17 protein-coding genes are annotated in these 14,887 nt (G+C 68.9%); 9 read left to right on the forward strand and 8 right to left on the reverse strand.

Annotated features, from left to right (window positions below; genetic code table 11):
• The 7 genes from ACTS11_RS03685 to pseF form a co-directional block, all read left to right on the forward strand.
• A partial coding sequence (locus ACTS11_RS03685) for an HAD family hydrolase (RefSeq protein ID WP_442638991.1) occupies positions 1-444 on the forward strand: 444 nt, incomplete at its 5' end.
• Positions 441-1,142, forward strand: a complete 702-nt coding sequence (locus tag ACTS11_RS03690) for an acylneuraminate cytidylyltransferase family protein (protein WP_442638992.1) — start codon at positions 441-443, stop codon at positions 1,140-1,142. The genes ACTS11_RS03685 and ACTS11_RS03690, both read left to right, overlap by 4 nt.
• Positions 1,143-1,204: 62 nt before the next feature.
• The gene (locus ACTS11_RS03695) at positions 1,205-1,903 is read left to right on the forward strand and encodes a TylF/MycF/NovP-related O-methyltransferase (protein ID WP_442638993.1); all 699 of its coding nucleotides are present in this window, start codon (positions 1,205-1,207) and stop codon (positions 1,901-1,903) included.
• 2 nt (positions 1,904-1,905) lie between these two features.
• On the forward strand, positions 1,906-2,706 hold the full coding sequence (locus ACTS11_RS03700; RefSeq protein WP_442638994.1) for a hypothetical protein: 801 nt from the start codon (positions 1,906-1,908) through the stop codon (positions 2,704-2,706).
• A 98-nt stretch (positions 2,707-2,804) separates the two neighbouring features.
• Positions 2,805-4,058 carry a hypothetical protein gene (locus tag ACTS11_RS03705; RefSeq protein ID WP_442638995.1) on the forward strand — a complete coding sequence of 418 codons (1,254 nt, stop codon included), beginning with the start codon at positions 2,805-2,807 and terminating at the stop codon, positions 4,056-4,058.
• Positions 4,055-5,092, forward strand: a complete 1,038-nt coding sequence (locus ACTS11_RS03710) for a putative sugar O-methyltransferase (RefSeq protein WP_442638996.1) — start codon at positions 4,055-4,057, stop codon at positions 5,090-5,092. The genes ACTS11_RS03705 and ACTS11_RS03710 overlap by 4 nt, the downstream gene beginning before the upstream one ends.
• Entirely contained in the window at positions 5,089-5,811 is a 723-nt protein-coding gene (gene pseF / locus ACTS11_RS03715; protein ID WP_442638997.1) for a pseudaminic acid cytidylyltransferase, read from the forward strand. The genes ACTS11_RS03710 and pseF overlap by 4 nt, the downstream gene beginning before the upstream one ends.
• On the opposite strand, the gene ACTS11_RS03720 is transcribed toward pseF, so the two are convergent.
• The 7 genes from ACTS11_RS03720 to pseB are packed head-to-tail and all read right to left on the reverse strand — an operon-like array spanning position 5,781 to position 12,837.
• Complete coding sequence (locus ACTS11_RS03720; RefSeq protein WP_442638998.1) at positions 5,781-6,425, reverse strand: class I SAM-dependent methyltransferase; 645 nt, start codon at positions 6,423-6,425, stop codon at positions 5,781-5,783. The two genes, pseF and ACTS11_RS03720, sit on opposite strands and share 31 nt — an antisense overlap.
• Positions 6,425-7,792, reverse strand: coding sequence for an FAD-dependent oxidoreductase (locus tag ACTS11_RS03725; protein WP_442638999.1), 1,368 nt, complete (start codon positions 7,790-7,792; stop codon positions 6,425-6,427). Before ACTS11_RS03725 ends, ACTS11_RS03720 begins: the two co-directional genes overlap by 1 nt.
• A complete protein-coding gene (locus tag ACTS11_RS03730) occupies positions 7,789-8,526 on the reverse strand; it encodes a WbqC family protein (protein ID WP_442639000.1) in 738 nt (245 codons plus the stop codon). Before ACTS11_RS03730 ends, ACTS11_RS03725 begins: the two co-directional genes overlap by 4 nt.
• Positions 8,523-9,569 carry an N-acetylneuraminate synthase family protein gene (locus tag ACTS11_RS03735; RefSeq protein WP_442639001.1) on the reverse strand — a complete coding sequence of 349 codons (1,047 nt, stop codon included), beginning with the start codon at positions 9,567-9,569 and terminating at the stop codon, positions 8,523-8,525. The genes ACTS11_RS03730 and ACTS11_RS03735 overlap by 4 nt, the downstream gene beginning before the upstream one ends.
• On the reverse strand, positions 9,566-10,618 hold the full coding sequence (locus tag ACTS11_RS03740; protein ID WP_442639002.1) for a hypothetical protein: 1,053 nt from the start codon (positions 10,616-10,618) through the stop codon (positions 9,566-9,568). Before ACTS11_RS03740 ends, ACTS11_RS03735 begins: the two co-directional genes overlap by 4 nt.
• Before the next feature lie 49 nt (positions 10,619-10,667).
• On the reverse strand, positions 10,668-11,816 hold the full coding sequence (pseC, locus tag ACTS11_RS03745; protein WP_442639003.1) for a UDP-4-amino-4,6-dideoxy-N-acetyl-beta-L-altrosamine transaminase: 1,149 nt from the start codon (positions 11,814-11,816) through the stop codon (positions 10,668-10,670).
• Between the two features lie 22 nt (positions 11,817-11,838).
• Positions 11,839-12,837, reverse strand: coding sequence for a UDP-N-acetylglucosamine 4,6-dehydratase (inverting) (pseB, locus tag ACTS11_RS03750; RefSeq protein WP_442639004.1), 999 nt, complete (start codon positions 12,835-12,837; stop codon positions 11,839-11,841).
• 227 nt (positions 12,838-13,064) lie between these two features.
• On the opposite strand from pseB, the gene ACTS11_RS03755 reads away from it, so the two are divergent.
• Entirely contained in the window at positions 13,065-13,781 is a 717-nt protein-coding gene (locus tag ACTS11_RS03755; protein ID WP_442639005.1) for an FkbM family methyltransferase, read from the forward strand.
• Between the two features lie 31 nt (positions 13,782-13,812).
• Positions 13,813-14,655 carry an FkbM family methyltransferase gene (locus ACTS11_RS03760; RefSeq protein ID WP_442639006.1) on the forward strand — a complete coding sequence of 281 codons (843 nt, stop codon included), beginning with the start codon at positions 13,813-13,815 and terminating at the stop codon, positions 14,653-14,655.
• Here ACTS11_RS03760 and ACTS11_RS03765 read toward each other — a convergent pair.
• Positions 14,640-14,887: glycosyltransferase (locus ACTS11_RS03765; protein WP_442639007.1), on the reverse strand; the 248-nt coding region annotated here is incomplete at its 5' end. The two genes, ACTS11_RS03760 and ACTS11_RS03765, sit on opposite strands and share 16 nt — an antisense overlap.

Here is a 14,887-nt window from a genome sequence, read left to right on the forward strand (position 1 = left end):
GTGCGTTTCGCGGATCTCCTCGGATTGCCGGAGGGCGCGGCCGCACGGATCGTCCAGGACTACACGCACCTCGTCGATGGCCGCGTGGCCGGGGCCCCCGCGATCGCGGGGGCGACGGACCTGCTCGACGGCCTCCTCGACGCCGGTATCCCGTCGCACCTGAGTTCCGCCACGCCGCTGCGATCGCTGCAGACCATCGTCGCCGCGCGCGGCTGGGAGCGGTATTTCACGGGCCTGCATGGCCGCCCGGCCATCAAACCCGAAACGCTGCGCCGCCTTATCGCGGAGCGGGGCGTTTCGCCGGACCGCGTCGTCGTCGTCGGCGACGGCGAGGACGACCTCGCCAGCGCGTCCGAGTGCGGCGTGCGGTTCATCCCCGTCGGCGACCGGCTGGACGGCGTGCGCCACACTCTCGACGAAGTCCGGGAGGTTCTCCTGTCATGATCGAAGGCCGTCGCGTTCTCGCCGTCGTCCCCGCCCGCGGCGGGTCGAAGGGCATTCCGCTCAAGAACCTGCGGCAGGTCGCGGGACGCTCGCTCGTCGCCCATGCCGCCGCTGTCGCCGCCGGCGTGCCCGAGGTCGACCGGCGCGTCGTCTCGACCGATCACGAGCGCATCGCGGCGGAGGCCGAGGCGCACGGCCTCGCGGCCCCGTTCCGGCGTCCCGGGGCGCTGTCGGGCGACCGGGTGGGCGACTGGGAGGTGCTCGAGCACGCGCTGCGCGAGATGGAGCGGATCGACGGTTGCACCTACGACATCGTCGTGATGCTTCAGCCGACATCGCCGCTCAGGACGGCCGACAACGTCCGCGCGACCATCCGCAAGCTCGTCGAGGGCGGCCATGACGCGGTCTGGACGGTCTCGCCGACGGACCTGAAGTACCATCCCCTGAAGCAGCTCTCGGTCGAGGACGGGCGGATGGACTTCTTCGATCCGCGCGGCGCCGCGATCATCGCGCGCCAGCAGCTCGCGCCGGTCTACCACCGGAACGGCGTCGCCTACGCCTTCACGCGCGGCTGCCTGCTGGAGCACGGCGCGATCATGGGGCCCGACACCGGCGCCGTCGTCATCGAAGGGGCCCATGTCTCGATCGACACGCTCGAGGACATCGAGAAGGTCGAGGCGCACTGGACCGCGCGTTGATTGACGCTTCACCGGAGCGGCGCCCGGACGTAGATTGAACGCAACAGGATGGACCCGACCGCATGAACGCGCTCAGAAAGCACCTCCGGCGACTGAAAGGCGGCAAGTCGGGCCATCCGCTCGAGCGGTGGCGCGCCAAGCCGCTCGACCGGTCGGCCCAGAAGGCGCTGCATCTGCTCGACGCGATGAACGAAACGCGGGGCCTCAGCGGCAGCATCGTCGAGTGCGGCGTCGGCTCGGGCTACAGCCTCGCCCTCTTCGCGATGATGCTCGACGGGCACGGCGACACGCGCGCCCTCTGGGCCTTCGACAGTTTCGAGGGGTTCCCGAAGGGGAGCGACCGCGACGCCGCCTGGTTCAGCCCGGACCGTATGGAGATCTACAAGGCCTTCGATGTCTCCTGGGTCCGGACCTTCATCGCGGAACTCACCGGGAACCCGGCGCTCGCCGACCGCCCGCGCTACGTCGAGGGGTTCTTCCCGGCGACCTTCGAGCGCTACGACGGCGGGCCGGTCTCGCTTCTGCACCTCGATGTCGATCTCTACCAGAGCTACGTCGACTGCTTCGACTTCTTCGCCCCGCGCCTTCAGCCGGGGGCGATGATCCTGCTCGACGAGTACGACCGTGGCAACGACGAGACGAAATGGCCCGGCGCCAAGCTCGCCGCTGACGAATTCGCGGCGCGACACGGGCTGACGATCGAGAAGCACTTTTCCGGCTTCGTGCACATGCGCATCCCCGGGACCCTCCAGGCGAGGTAGCGATGGCCGTCGACATTTCCGAGCGCTACAAGCGCAAGCTCAAACTTCCGAACTACGCCGACCTCCATGCGCGGATCAAGCTGCGCAAATTCGTGGAACGAAGCCGCGCGCGGCGCCGCGAGAAGCTGAATGCCGCGATGCCGGCCCGGACACTCGCGCATCCCTGCGAGATCACCGGCGCGCTCGAGGCCGCCGCCTCGCATTTCCGGGAGCACGGCTGGGCCTTCATCGATGGCATCTTCCACCCGGATTACCACGCGGCCCTCGTCGCGAACTGGCCCGAACGGGCCTACTTCGTGTCGCCGCGCACGATCCTGAAGGGCTACGACTACGGCTTCCACTGGATCGACGGGAAGCCCGCGAAGCTCGAGAACGGGCATCTCCACCCCGAGATACAGGCCTTCCGCGACACGATGGCCTCGGCGGAGATGGCGCAGCGCGTCTCGGATTTCACCGGCTGGAGCCACGGGCTGCACTGCAACTCGACGCTGGCGACCTACAGCTACCCCGGGACCTGCGTGGTGCCGCACCGGGACACCGTGGCCGAGGTTTCGGGTTTCGCCTCCGCGAACTTCATCTTCTTCGTGAACGGGACCGGCGGGCCGCGCTCGGGCGGGCTGGTCCTCAGCCGCGACAACGAACTGGAGGACCGGATATTCGAGCCTCTGAACCTGGTGAACACCTGCCTCGTCTACGACACGAGCGCGCCCTTCTACCACGGTTTCGAGCCCATCCGACGCGGCAAGTTCCGCTGGATGATGTCGGCCCATTTCGCCGGAGTCGACCAGAAGGCGGCGCCCTGAGAGCCGCTGTGGGCGCAGTGGCCATGGCACGGGTGCGCAGGCTCGTGCTAGCGTCGGCGCATCCGGCGAAACTGCGGACATGAAGGACGCGCAGGCATTTGGATTTTTCGGGTTACAGTAGTTTCCAGACGGACTTCGAGGCACGTTACGACGCGTATCAGCAATCGCATCCCTTCACGATGATGCTGCTCGATCTCGAATTGCGGAACGCGCAGTTCGGGGACCATGCCATCGCCCGCAAGAACCTCGGCCGTCAAACTGACCGCCTCGCGCTGGCGGAACAGCTCATGAAGCTCGCCGCGCGCCGGTCGGCACACGGTCCCCAAGTCTACATCGAGATGCCGGGGTTCAGCGGGCTTGCCGCCGAGCTCTCGGCGCGCTTCAAGGGCAAAGGGCTTTCGGTTTTCTCGGACAGGACCATTCTCGCAAGCCCCGCCAACAAGTTCCTGCATCGCCTCGTCAAACTCGGCCGCGCGCATTCCGCCGCGATGGCGCGCGGTGGGACCGAGGGGCCGGAGGCCATTCTGGCGGACCGCAAGCTCCTCGATGACCTGGAGGCGTCGCTCGCCGACAACTACCGCCGCATGAAGTCCTTCGTCATCGCCCAGGACATCCGGTTCTTCATGGCCACCGGCGACGCCAAGCCCTTCTCGCGGTTCCTCTGCCGCATCGCGCGCGAACTCGGCCGCCCCTACGTGGTGATGGCGCATGGCTACGTGTCACATTCGACGCTGGTCTCGATCGCGCCGCTCCACGCCGACCGCCTGATCGCCTGGACCGAACGGCAGGCCGAGCTTCTGCGCGAGGCGTTGCCAGATCGCGCGCCCGACATCGTCAGCCACGGGTTTCCGCTCCGCTCGGCGCCGCCGGCGCGCGACCGCGTCGAGCGGCGGGTTCTTCTCGCGTGGGAACCGCTGCTGCGGCCCGGCATCGCCGAGAGGCACATGCCGGTCCTCGCCGAACTCGCGCGCATATGCGGGCGTGCGGGCTACACGCCCGCCCTGCGGCTGCATCCGAAGGAAAGAAAGGACGCTGGGCTCGCCCGGTCGCTGCGCGATCTGGGCCTGACCCTCGACGAGGACGACATGGCGACCGCCCTGTCCCGGGCCGCGGTTGTGGCAAGCTCCAATTCGACGGTTCTCTGCGAGGCGGCCGCCTTCGGCATCCCGGCGGTGCAGATCGCCGATCTCGCCGTCTTCGACTTCGAGGGCGCGGAGAAGATCGCCGCACGGGAATTCGATCCGGCGCGCTCGGCAGCGAAGGAGACGGGGCAAAGCGCCTTTCCCCTCATGGATGTCGATGCGATGTTCGCCGGCCTGATGACACTGAGACAGGAACACGACGCCGCATGACGACCTATGACGACCTGCTGAACAGAAGCCGCGCGGCCGGCCCGCTCTACGCTCCGACCCCATTCTGGGAGGCCGGCGTCGAGCGGGTGCTCGCGGATCTGGAGCGCGACGGGATCGAGAACTTCCGCAACCGCGGCGCGCCCCTGTCCTTCTTCGTGCCGACCTACGGCTATCCCGGAAACAGCCTTTCGACCGCGCAGATCGCCGCCCTCGAGGAGGTCGCACACGGCTTCGCGCCCAAGCAGCGCGCCATGGTCGAGGCCTGGCTCTCGGGGACGGCCCACGCGCAGTCGGACTATCGTGCCTTCGCCGCCGCGGCGCGGGCCGGGGGGGCGGCGCGGTTGCTGCAGTTCAGCGAGAGCGACGCCGGCAACCCGGTCGAACGGTTCACCTTCGACGGGCGGGACTACAGCCGCTCGTCGCTCAACTACCTGATGGGCCTCGCCTTCCTCGCGGAACACACCGATCTCGACCGGATCGGCACGGTGCTCGAGATCGGTGGCGGTTTCGGAACGCTGGGCGAGATCCTGACGAAGTGCTGGCCCGAGGGCGCGATCCGCTACATCGACGTGGACATTCCGCCCACCTGCCAGTTCGCGGACCACTACCTCGCCCGCGCCTGCGGCGGTGGGATGCTTGCGTCCACCGAAGCAGCCGACGCCAGAACCCTGGCCGTCACCGACCTGCCGCCCGTCTCCGTCCTTCCGAACTGGCAGATCGAGGCTTTGGAGGGCCGGGTCGACCTGTTCGTGAACTTCATTTCGTTCCAGGAGATGGAGCCCGACGTGGTGCGAAACTACCTCGGCCATGTTGCCCGCCTCGGGGCCGAGTGGGTGCTCCTGCGGAACATGCGCGAGGGCAAGCAACGGCGCAGCGGCCCCGGCAGTGTCGGGGTGGACGAGCCGATCCTGTCGGAGGACTACGACCGGATGCTGCCGGACTACCGCCTCGTCGCCCGGGAGACGAGCGTTTTCGGCTACCGCACGAGCGACGGCTTCCATTCCGAACTCATGCTCTATCGCCGCGCGCCATGACCGGGCCTTCCGCCATCTGTGTCATTCCCGCCCGTGGCGGGTCGAAGCGCGTGCCGCGCAAGAACGTGGCCCCGTTCTGCGGCCGCCCGATGATCGCCTGGTCGATCGGTGCGGCGATCGGCTCCGGCGTCTTCGCGCGGGTCGTCGTGTCGACGGACGACGCCGAGATCGCCGAGGTCGCGCGCGCCGCCGGGGCGGAGGTTCCCTTCCTGCGACCGGCGGACCTCGCGAGCGACACGGCCTCGACGATCGGCGTCATGCGCCACGCGATCGGCGTCCTCTGCGAAGCCGGGCCGCGCCCGGACGTCGTCTGCTGCATCTACGCCACCGCGCCGTTCCTTTCCGCCGAGGATCTCCGCGCCGCGCGCGATCTCCTCGGAGACTGCGATTTCGTCATTCCGGTCGGGCGCTTCCCGGCCCCCGCGCAGCGTGCGCTCGTCCGCGATGACGACGGCAACCTGCGGATGCTGGAACCCGACGTCTACGCGATCCGCACCCAGGACCTTCCGGAAACCTACTTCGACGCCGGGCAGTTCTATTGGGCGCGCACCGACGCTTGGTTGAGCGACGTGCCGCCCTTCGCGCAGAAGGTCCGGCCCCTCGTCCTGCCACGCGGCCGCGTGCAGGATATCGACACGCCGGAGGACCTCGCCTTCGCGGAACTCCTGTTCCGGGCGCAGGGCCTCGATCAGACCGAAACGTCGCGCGGCGACTTGTAGACGTAGACGGCGAACTCGAACGGGAAGCCGCCCGGCCGGACGACGTAGTCGTGACGCAGGACGGGGTGCCCGCCGAGGTGGACCTTGCAGAACTCGAAGACCTGCATCGGATCGACGTAGAAGAGTTCCGGGTCGCGATAGTCGACGTAGGTGCTCATCGCGTTGAAGGCGATCCCGAGCCCGGCGGCGGACCACATGCGCGCGAGCGTGCGCGTCATGAAGCCCCAGTTGTCCTCCATGGCGTTGTTGAAGACGCCGGAGAGCACCGCGTAGTCGTGGCCGTCGGGTAGCGCCTCGGTCTCGGCGTCCATGAGGGACGCCGTCGCCGCATCGTCCTCCGCGAAGGCCGCGAGGGTGTGCTCGACGAATTCCGGCACGATGTCGACGCCGTGGTAGCGCGCCGCGCTGCCCCGCGCGCGAAGGAAATGGCAGAAGTCCCCGAGCCCGCAGCCCACGTCCAGAACCGAACGCATCGCCGGATCTACTCCGGCCAGGATCTCGAACCGCGCGAAGTGGCTCTCCCGGTCGGCGTACTGCACGGCCTGCGAGCCTGGACCATGCGCGCGAAGACGCTCGCGGTAGGCGTGGATCAGTTCCGATTTCGATTGCGGCATCAGTTCTTCAACTCGTCCTGCAGGGAGTCCTCGTAGAATGTCATGAAGGCATGACGCCCGCGATGGCCGAAGTCGATCGTCGAGAGCCGCGGCGACACCGAGGCGACGGCCCGTGCCGCCGCTTCCAACGGCCCCTGCCAGCCGATCCTCGGAAGCGTGTAGGCCACGGGGTATCCCCAGTACGTCCGGGCCGCCGCCCCGGCGTCCTTTGCGACGAAACCGACATCCAGAACGGCGCGCCAGACCTCGTCCGCGACAGCGTCCTGGAGCAGGCCGCCGAGATTCGCGGGATGAGCGGGAACCTCGGCCATCACGAAGGTCGAGCCGTCCGGCTTCACCTGTCCGCTGTAGATGCCGGCGCGGTTGTACCTGTAGGGGCGGCGCGCGGGCGAGAAGTCGTGGAGGTAGTCGATGTCCATGACCGCGCTGGCGGGAACCTCATAGACGAAAAACGCGCTTCCGACCGGCCTGAACGCCGCGTTGACATCGATCCCGAGCCCGAGAAGCGACAGGAGAGAATGGTCGGGCAAAGTCCAGAAGAGCCGTCCTCCGCGAAGCGGCCCGCCCGCCGTACCCACCTCGACGCCCACCGCATCCGCGTCGATGGAGCTCACGCGCATGTCGGTCAGGACCTCGACGCCGAGGTCGCGCAGCCTCTCCTCCGCCGCCGTGCAGAACCGCCGCAAGGCGCCGCGTTTGGGATAGCCGAACCGCTTGCTGACCGACCGGCCCATGAAGCGCGGATCGCCGCAATCGAGCGTCACGCCCAGGCGTGCGTCCCAGAATGGGTCATTCGCCTTCAGGGCGATCATCTCCGCGTCGCTGCCGATCTTCGGGCGCGTCAGCATGCCGAGCGCGCCCCGCGCTTCGACGGCGAGGTCGTCGGGGGTGCCGCCGATGACCTTGGATGCCAAGGACGCAAGCCGTCCTCCAAGCGTGGCGCCATAGGTCGCCCGCAGCCACGCGTCGAGGCCGGACAATGCGGTCTCCGACGGGTGTCGCAGCAACTCGGCAAGTTCGCGCAGGGCGGCGGTGCAAAGCTCCGGATCGTCCTGCGAGAAGTCGGGCATCTCGAAGCCCCTGGTGACCGCGCGGTCGGTCGTGCTCCCGAAATCGTGGCGGTCGGTTTCGCCGAGTTCGTCGCCGAGGATATCGGTGTAGAACTCCGACCCGATGGGACTGCGCAGGTCGAAGTTGTGCGTTCCCGGGTCGACGAGGTAGCCGTTCCAGTCCCGCGACCAGAGCGTGCCGCCGAGGTGGTCGGCAGCTTCGATCAGCGTGACGCGCAAGCCGTCGCGGGCAAGCCGCCATGCCGCGTAGATCCCCGCGAAGCCGCCGCCGACGATGAGGACGTCCTGCCGTGTCATTTGGGGGGCGCCTCCAGCTCTTCGAGCCGGCGCGGGACGCCCGTTCCTTCCCGCACAAGAGAGGCCAGGGCGTCGGGGCCGATCCGGGCGAGGGCATCGAGGGCCGACATGTGCGAAACGAAACCGGACGCGCCCTGCGGATATGGCAGCGTCGTGAAGGTCTGGAACCGCAGGCGCACGTCCTCCTCGGAAAAAGGGTTGCCCTCGCGGAGATAGTCCGCCGAGCCGACCGGCGACAGGTAGCGGCGTGCCCCGAGCGCACGGCAGATGGACAGAAGGCGCCGCGACTTGTCCTCCGGCGGGATGCCGAGGGCGGAACTGCGATGGAACGCCGGCGCGAAGCCCGCGAGGTCCGCCAGGCCCCGGATGAAGGCGATGTTGACTTCGGCGAGCCCCGCCTCCGCGCGTTCCAGCGCGTCGGCCAGAAGGCGCCGCGCCATGGGCCAGAAGGGTTCACGGCCGAGGCAGCCCTCGACGCGCTTGATCAGGCCCGTAATGTCGGCGCGCTCGGCGATCCGCACCTCCGCGATCAGGGGCTTCTCCGGCTTGCGCGCGACCGGAAGGGACACGAGCACGGGACCGTTCGGGCCGAGGATGCGGTTCCGGCTCTGCCAGCTCTGCTTCGAGAACTGGACGTCGTCGAGGAAGACGAAGTCATCGACTTCGGCCATGAGCGCGACGTATCCCAGCCAGGGAAGGAAGGTCGGCTGCATGATGGCGGCCGTGCGGGTCACGGCGCGAGGTGCTCGTAGGTGATCGGATGTCCGGCCCTGACCGGCGCGGAGAGCGTCCTTCCGACCGGGGCGGTGGGGTCGTTCGGCGGAATCCCGGCGCCTGGACGGACGAAGCGGAAATCCTCTCGCGCGATGACGTGTCCCGCCGGAAGGTCCCGAAGCGCGAAGGCCGATCTGCGTCCGAGGGACTTGTTCCCGGCCTCGGCGCCTGTCGTCGCCTTCTCGCCGCTGCCGCGCGCGGCATGGATCTCGGCCACGCCCGTCGCGATGTCGCGCAAGACGTCGGACGTGGCCGAGAAGCGGTGGTCGGGCCCGGGGCGCGTCGGGTCGTTCGTGATGTGCTTCTCGATGGCCACTGCCCCCATCGCGGCGGCGGCCAGTGCGGCACGGCTGCCGATGGTGTGGTCCGAGAAGCCGACAAGGCCGTCGCACCTGGGGGCCAGCGACTCCATGGCGCGGAGATTGAGATCCTCGAGCGGCGCCGGGTAGGCCGAGACGCAGTGGAGGAGCACGACGGGACCGGACTTGTTCCGGGAAAGCACCTCGATCGCGTGATCGACCTCGGCGAGGTCCGCCATCCCGGTCGACATCACGACCGGCTTCCCGGTCCCCGCGATCTCCCTGAGGAGGTCGTCGTAGGTCATCTCGAAGGAGGCGATCTTGTAGATCGGAAAGCCCAGTTCCTCGGTGAAGGGCAGGTCGCGCGGATCGTAGACCGAGGTGAAGGGGACCATGCCGAGCGCCCGCGCCCTGTCGACCAGCGGCTTGTGGAACTCCATCGGCATGGCCGCGTCGCGGTAGAGTTCGTAGAGGTTCGTTCGCCCCCAGACCGGATCGACCGCCATCGAGGGGTGATCGCTGTCCATCGTGAGGCTCTCGGCCGAGTAGGTCTGGAGCTTCAGGAAGTCCCACCCCGCCTCGCCCGCGAGATCCACCAGGCGAAGCGCCTGCTCGAGATCCCGGTCGTGGTTGGCGCTCAGCTCAGCGATCAGGGCGCATCTCTCGCCCGGCCCGATCAGCTTGCCTTCGATGTTGAGGGTCATTCGAACTCCCCCGTCACGAACGTATCGATAGCGCGTGCCACACGCTCGGCGCCGCGTCCATCGACGATATCCATCGCCGTCCTGTTCGGCCGCGCCAGGCGTTCGAAGGTATCGGTGTCTCGCAGCGTGTCCAGCCTCGCGAAGAAGGCGTCCGCCCCGCCGGAAGATGGTGCCTCGACGTAGATCTCCGCGATCCCGGCCTCGGCGAAGCCCGCGAAATACTCGCCGTAGTCCGCACCGTCGGCGAGGTAGATCCCGTGCCTGCCGAGGCAGGCGGCCTCGTAGCGCGTAAGGCCCGGCCGCCCGACGACGAGGCTGGCCGCCCTGTAGAGAGGGACGAGGCTCGCAGGTGCGTCGTGCAGGGCCACGCCCGGGCGCCCTCGCGCCATGTCCGCGAGCTCCGCCTTCAGCGCGGGTGCGAACATGGGGCCGATCACGACATCTTTCGCTGCCGGAACGTCCCGCAGCCGCGCGAGAACCCGGGCGCTGAGGCCGCCCTTGTCCACGCCGCCGCAGGCGAGCAGGATGCGTGGCTCCCTCCGCGACAGCGCGTCCACCCGTGCCTCGAGAAGGTCGGCGGGCAGGATCGCGTAGGAAGGACCGTGGAGCCAGGCGCCCGCATCCGGGCTCGGCCGCAACCGGTCAGCGCCGAGATAGGGTGTCACGACGAGGTCCGGCGCACCGCCGGGGCACGCGACGAAGTGGTCCGGCGGCATGCTGTCGATCACGGAGACCGCGAAGCCGGCCCGCTTGAGCACCGCCACCTCCGTCGCCGTCGCCTCGGCGTTGCCCGAATACTGGAGGTCGAATACCGCCCTGCGGGGTATGTCCGGGTCGTCCGACCAGGCGCCCTTCGCGGCCGCCGGGTCCATCACCCGTATGGAGGCTTCCGGCGTTCCGAGCGCCCGGAGCGTCGTGGCCGTTTCACGATCGACCACGCAGAGCACGCGCGGCAGATGCGCCGCGAGGCTCAGCATCCGGCGCACGTGGCCGAGGCCGGTCCTGGGCGTCGCGGCGAAGCGCAGGGCGTATCCTTCCGGTCTCGTCACGACCCCTGCGCCTCTCCGGACCGTGCCGCCCTGCCGTCCACCGCGTGTCTCACGGCCCGAGAAGCCGCTTCAGGCTCGCCACGATCTCCTCGACCTGCTCCTCCCGGAGGCCCGGGAAGAGCGGCAGGCTGATGGCCTCGGCATAGTAGCGCTCGGCTTCCGGGAAGTCCCCGCGCCGGAATCCGAGCGCGGCGTAGTAGGGCTGAAGGTGCACCGGGATGTAGTGCAGGTTCACGCCGATCCCGCTCGCCCGCAGTCCCTCGAATACCTCCCGGTGGCGTGCGGCGTCCACCCGCACCACGTAGAGATGAAAGGAGGAGAGGACGCCCTCGGCCCGGCCGGGGCGGGTGACCGGAAGATCGGCGAGGAGCCTGTCGTAGAGGTCGGCGAGCGCGTTCCGGCGTGCCACGTAGTCCGCCAGCCGCCGCATCTGCGCCGCGCCGAGCGCCGCCTGGATATCGGTCATCCGGTAATTCCAGCCGAGTTCGATCTGCTGGTAGTACCAAGGCCCGTCCGGCGCGTGCGTCATTTCGGAAGGATCGCGCGTGATCCCGTGGCTGCGGAGGCGTTCCATCCGCCGCGCGAGGTCCGCGTCCTGGGTGGTCGCGACGCCGCCCTCGGCCGTCGTCACGATCTTGACGGGGTGAAACGACAGCACCGTCACGTCGCTGTGGCGGCAGGCCCCGACCGGTGCCGGTCCGCATCGGCCGCCGATCGCGTGCGAGGCGTCCTCGATGACGCGGATGCCGTATTCGGAAGCCAGCCCTCCGATCGCCGCCATGTCGCAGGAGAGGCCGGCCAGATGCACCGGCACGATGATCTTCGGAAGGCGCCCCTCTCGCGCCGCGTCCTTCAGGCGGGTTTCCAGCCGCGCCGGGCAGAGGTTGCCGGTCGCCGGGTCGATATCCACGAAACCGACGTCCGCGCCGCAGTAGCGCGCGCAGTTGGCCGACGCGACGAAGGTGACGGGCGAGGTCCACAGCAGGTCTCCGGGCCCCAGGCCCAGTGCCGCGCAGGCGACGTGAAGGGCCGAGGTGGCGCTGTTCATCGCGACAGCGTGCGGTGCCTCGACCGCGTCCGCGACCGACGCCTCGAAGGCCGGCACCGCGGGGCCCTGCGTCAGGAAATCGGAGCGCAGCACCTCCACGACGGCGTCGATGTCTTCCTGCCGGATGTCCTGCCTGCCGTATGGGATCATGTCCGTCCGCCCGCCTCTCCGGCTAGATCGCGCCGATCCTGCCCGCGTTGTCCTCGATCCAGCCGCGGAGTTCCGCATCGCTCATCCAGGCGTCGTTGGTGTCGCTGGCGTAGGTGAAGTCCTCGGCCACCTTCCTGCCGTCCTTGATCCGGAACGGGTCCGCCGACCAGTTGTGGATCGCCGGAAGGATCTTGAAATGCTCGTCGTACTCGTAGGTGTAGGGCGCGTCCTCGATGCCGATCATCTGCTCGTGGAGCTTCTCGCCCGGACGGATGCCCACGATCTCCTGCCGCGCGTCCGGGGCGACGACACGGGCCACGTCTACGATGTTCATCGAGGGGATCTTCTTCACGTAGATCTCGCCACCTACCATGTCCGAAAGGGCGTGAAAGACGAGGTCCACCCCCTGCTCGAGCGAGATCATGAAGCGCGTCATCCGCGGGTCGGTGATCGGCAGGACGCCCTTGTCTCGGATCGACATGAAGAACGGGATCACCGACCCGCGCGAGCCCATGACGTTGCCGTAGCGGACCACGGCGAAGCGCGTGTCATGCTCCCCGGCATACGAGTTCCCGGCGACGAAGAGCTTGTCGGAGGCGAGCTTGGACGCCCCGTAGAGGTTCACCGGGCTCGACGCCTTGTCCGTCGAGAGCGCGACGACACGCTTCACGCCCTTGTCGATGCAGGCGTCGATCAGGTTCATCGCGCCGATGACGTTCGTCTTGATGCACTCGAAGGGATTGTATTCGGCGGTCGGCACGATCTTGGTGGCGGCGGCATGCACGACGTAGTCAACGCCGTCGAGCGCGCGGTAGAGGCGTTCCCGGTCGCGCACGTCGCCGATGAAGAACCGCAGGCGCAGGTCGCCCTCGAACTTGCGGGCCATCTCCCATTGCTTCATCTCGTCGCGGGACAGGACGATGAGCTTCTTCGGCTTCAGCTTCTCCAGCGCCGCCGGGACGAAGGCATGGCCGAACGACCCGGTGCCGCCGGTGACCAGTATCGTGGAGTTCGGTTCCATTCGTCGTCTCTCGGGCCTGGGCGGCGTCTCGGGCCGGTTCCCCGGCGCATGGGTGCGTGGGCTGCCGCGGCGGGCGCGGCGACACGGGAGGTCCGGGACGGGGCCCGAAACGCTCGGACCCGTTATAGCGGCGGGCCGGTCCGCCACAAGCGGCTTGCGCGCGCCTTGCGCCTTGCCCGCCGATGGCATCGACTCTAGACACGCGTGACCGCCTTGGGGACCCTGACTTGGCAAATCCGTTCCGAAACGTCCTTCTGAACTATCACCGGCTGCGGAACACGGCCTTCGTGACGCTGGACGGCGTGCGCCTTCATTCGGCCGACGGGCGCGTGCCGAGGGCGGTGCGCAACGGGCTCTACAAGCAGACCTACGAGGACGCGGAGCGGCGGTTGCTGCAAACGGTCCTGCGCCCGGGGGACCGGGTGCTCGAGATCGGCGCCGGTATCGGCGCCGTCGGCCTTCTTGCCGCTCGGATCGCCGGGGGCGCCAACGTCCTGTCCTACGAGGCGAACCCCGACCTCGCGCCGGTGATCGAGGCGAACTACGCGCTCAACGCCGAGCGTCCGCGGCTGCGCATGAAGGCGGTGACGACCGATGGCGCGCCGGTCGTCTTCCACCAGGCCGACAACGTCCTCTCCTCCTCGGTCCACGCGCGGCGCGAGGCGCGCCGCACCGTCACGGTCGAGAGCGACAGTCTGTCCGCGGTGCTGGCCGAGTTCGCCCCGGATGTTCTGGTGATGGATGTCGAGGGTGCGGAAACGGCGCTCCTGGCCGGCGCCCCGCTCCACGGCATCAGGGCGATCGTGCTCGAACTGCATCCGCACATCGTCGGACAGGAGGCGATCGACACGCTGTCGGCGGCGTTGAATGCCGGCGGCTTCTCCGAGCGCGCGCGGGACCGGAAGACCGTGCTGCTGACGCGGGACCGCGAGGTCGCGGGCTGATGCAACGTTCCCGATGGGAAGGCGCAGGCGCATGACCCCGACCGACCGCGCGCTTTCGCCGGACGAGACCGCCGCCGTCGACGAGCGGCCGTGGGGCGCGTTCCGGCCGAACGGGCTCCAGTCCGCGCTCATCGGTCTCGCGCGGCGCAGCTTTCTCCAGCGCGGCACGTTCCGGCACTGGACGACGAACCTGATCACGGCGCTGGGCTCGCCGCTCGACATCGAGTGGCGCGGGTGCCGCTACCGGATCGAGGGGAAGAACAACCTCATCGAGTACGGGATGCTGCTGCGGCGGGACTACAACGGCGCGGAGATCGACTTTCTCCTCGGGACGCTCGGTCCGGGCGGGGTCGCGCTCGATATCGGCTCGAACATCGGCCTCTATTCCCTGCCCATGGCGCGTGCCGTGGGGCCCTCGGGAACCGTGGTCGCCATCGACGCCAATCCCGCGATGGCCGAGCGCCTGAGGCTCAACGCGCGTGCCTCCGGCGTCGGAAATGTCCACATGGTCAACTGCGCCGTCGGCGGCGGCGAGGGCATGGTCGACCTGCGCATCCGCAAGGACGACGTGGCCATCGTCCGCGTGGAGGAGAGCGCGACCGGCACGATCCCAATGCGGACGCTGGCGTCGATCCTTCGCGAACTCGGCGTCGGGCGCGTCGATGCGCTGAAGATCGACATCGAGGGACACGAGGACGCGGCGCTGGTGCCGTTTCTCCACGAGGCGCAAGACGATGCCCTGAGGCCGCGGCGCATCGTGATCGAGCATCCGCGCTCGGGCGACGATTACCACGGCTGCGCGGCCGCCTTCGCGCGGCACGGCTACACCCGCGTCGGGCAGACGCGGTCGAACTCGCTCTACGCGCGGGCCTGAGCCCGCTTCTTCCGGTCGAAGAGCTCCTCGTAGGCGTCGAGCACCGGACCCCGCGCGAATTCCGCGGCGAGGCGGGCGCGTCCCGCCTCCGCCAGCCGCGGGCCGAGGGCCGTCTCCGTCCGGAGGTGCCCGATGGCGGCGGCCATGCCCCCGGCGTCGCCGATATCGCAGAGGAGCGCGTCCTCGCCGTCCCGGATGAACCAGGTCGGCCCTTCCGAGCGCGTGGACACCA

Source organism: Roseicyclus sp. (genome assembly GCF_052168335.1).
In the GTDB taxonomy this organism is placed as follows: Bacteria; Pseudomonadota; Alphaproteobacteria; order Rhodobacterales; family Rhodobacteraceae; genus Roseibacterium.

Bases quoted from the DNA above. Each gene is read 5' to 3' on its own strand.
- ACTS11_RS03690 (WP_442638992.1), top strand. From the start codon at position 441: ATGATCGAAGGCCGTCGCGTTCTCGCCGTCGTCCCCGCCCGCGGCGGG.
- ACTS11_RS03695 (WP_442638993.1), top strand. From the start codon at position 1,205: ATGAACGCGCTCAGAAAGCACCTCCGGCGACTGAAAGGCGGCAAGTCG.
- ACTS11_RS03700 (WP_442638994.1), top strand. From the start codon at position 1,906: ATGGCCGTCGACATTTCCGAGCGCTACAAGCGCAAGCTCAAACTTCCG.
- ACTS11_RS03710 (WP_442638996.1), top strand. From the start codon at position 4,055: ATGACGACCTATGACGACCTGCTGAACAGAAGCCGCGCGGCCGGCCCG.
- pseF (WP_442638997.1), top strand. From the start codon at position 5,089: ATGACCGGGCCTTCCGCCATCTGTGTCATTCCCGCCCGTGGCGGGTCG.
- ACTS11_RS03720 (WP_442638998.1), bottom strand. From the start codon at position 6,425: ATGCCGCAATCGAAATCGGAACTGATCCACGCCTACCGCGAGCGTCTT.
- ACTS11_RS03725 (WP_442638999.1), bottom strand. From the start codon at position 7,792: ATGACACGGCAGGACGTCCTCATCGTCGGCGGCGGCTTCGCGGGGATC.
- ACTS11_RS03735 (WP_442639001.1), bottom strand. From the start codon at position 9,569: ATGACCCTCAACATCGAAGGCAAGCTGATCGGGCCGGGCGAGAGATGC.
- pseC (WP_442639003.1), bottom strand. From the start codon at position 11,816: ATGATCCCATACGGCAGGCAGGACATCCGGCAGGAAGACATCGACGCC.
- pseB (WP_442639004.1), bottom strand. From the start codon at position 12,837: ATGGAACCGAACTCCACGATACTGGTCACCGGCGGCACCGGGTCGTTC.
- ACTS11_RS03760 (WP_442639006.1), top strand. From the start codon at position 13,813: ATGACCCCGACCGACCGCGCGCTTTCGCCGGACGAGACCGCCGCCGTC.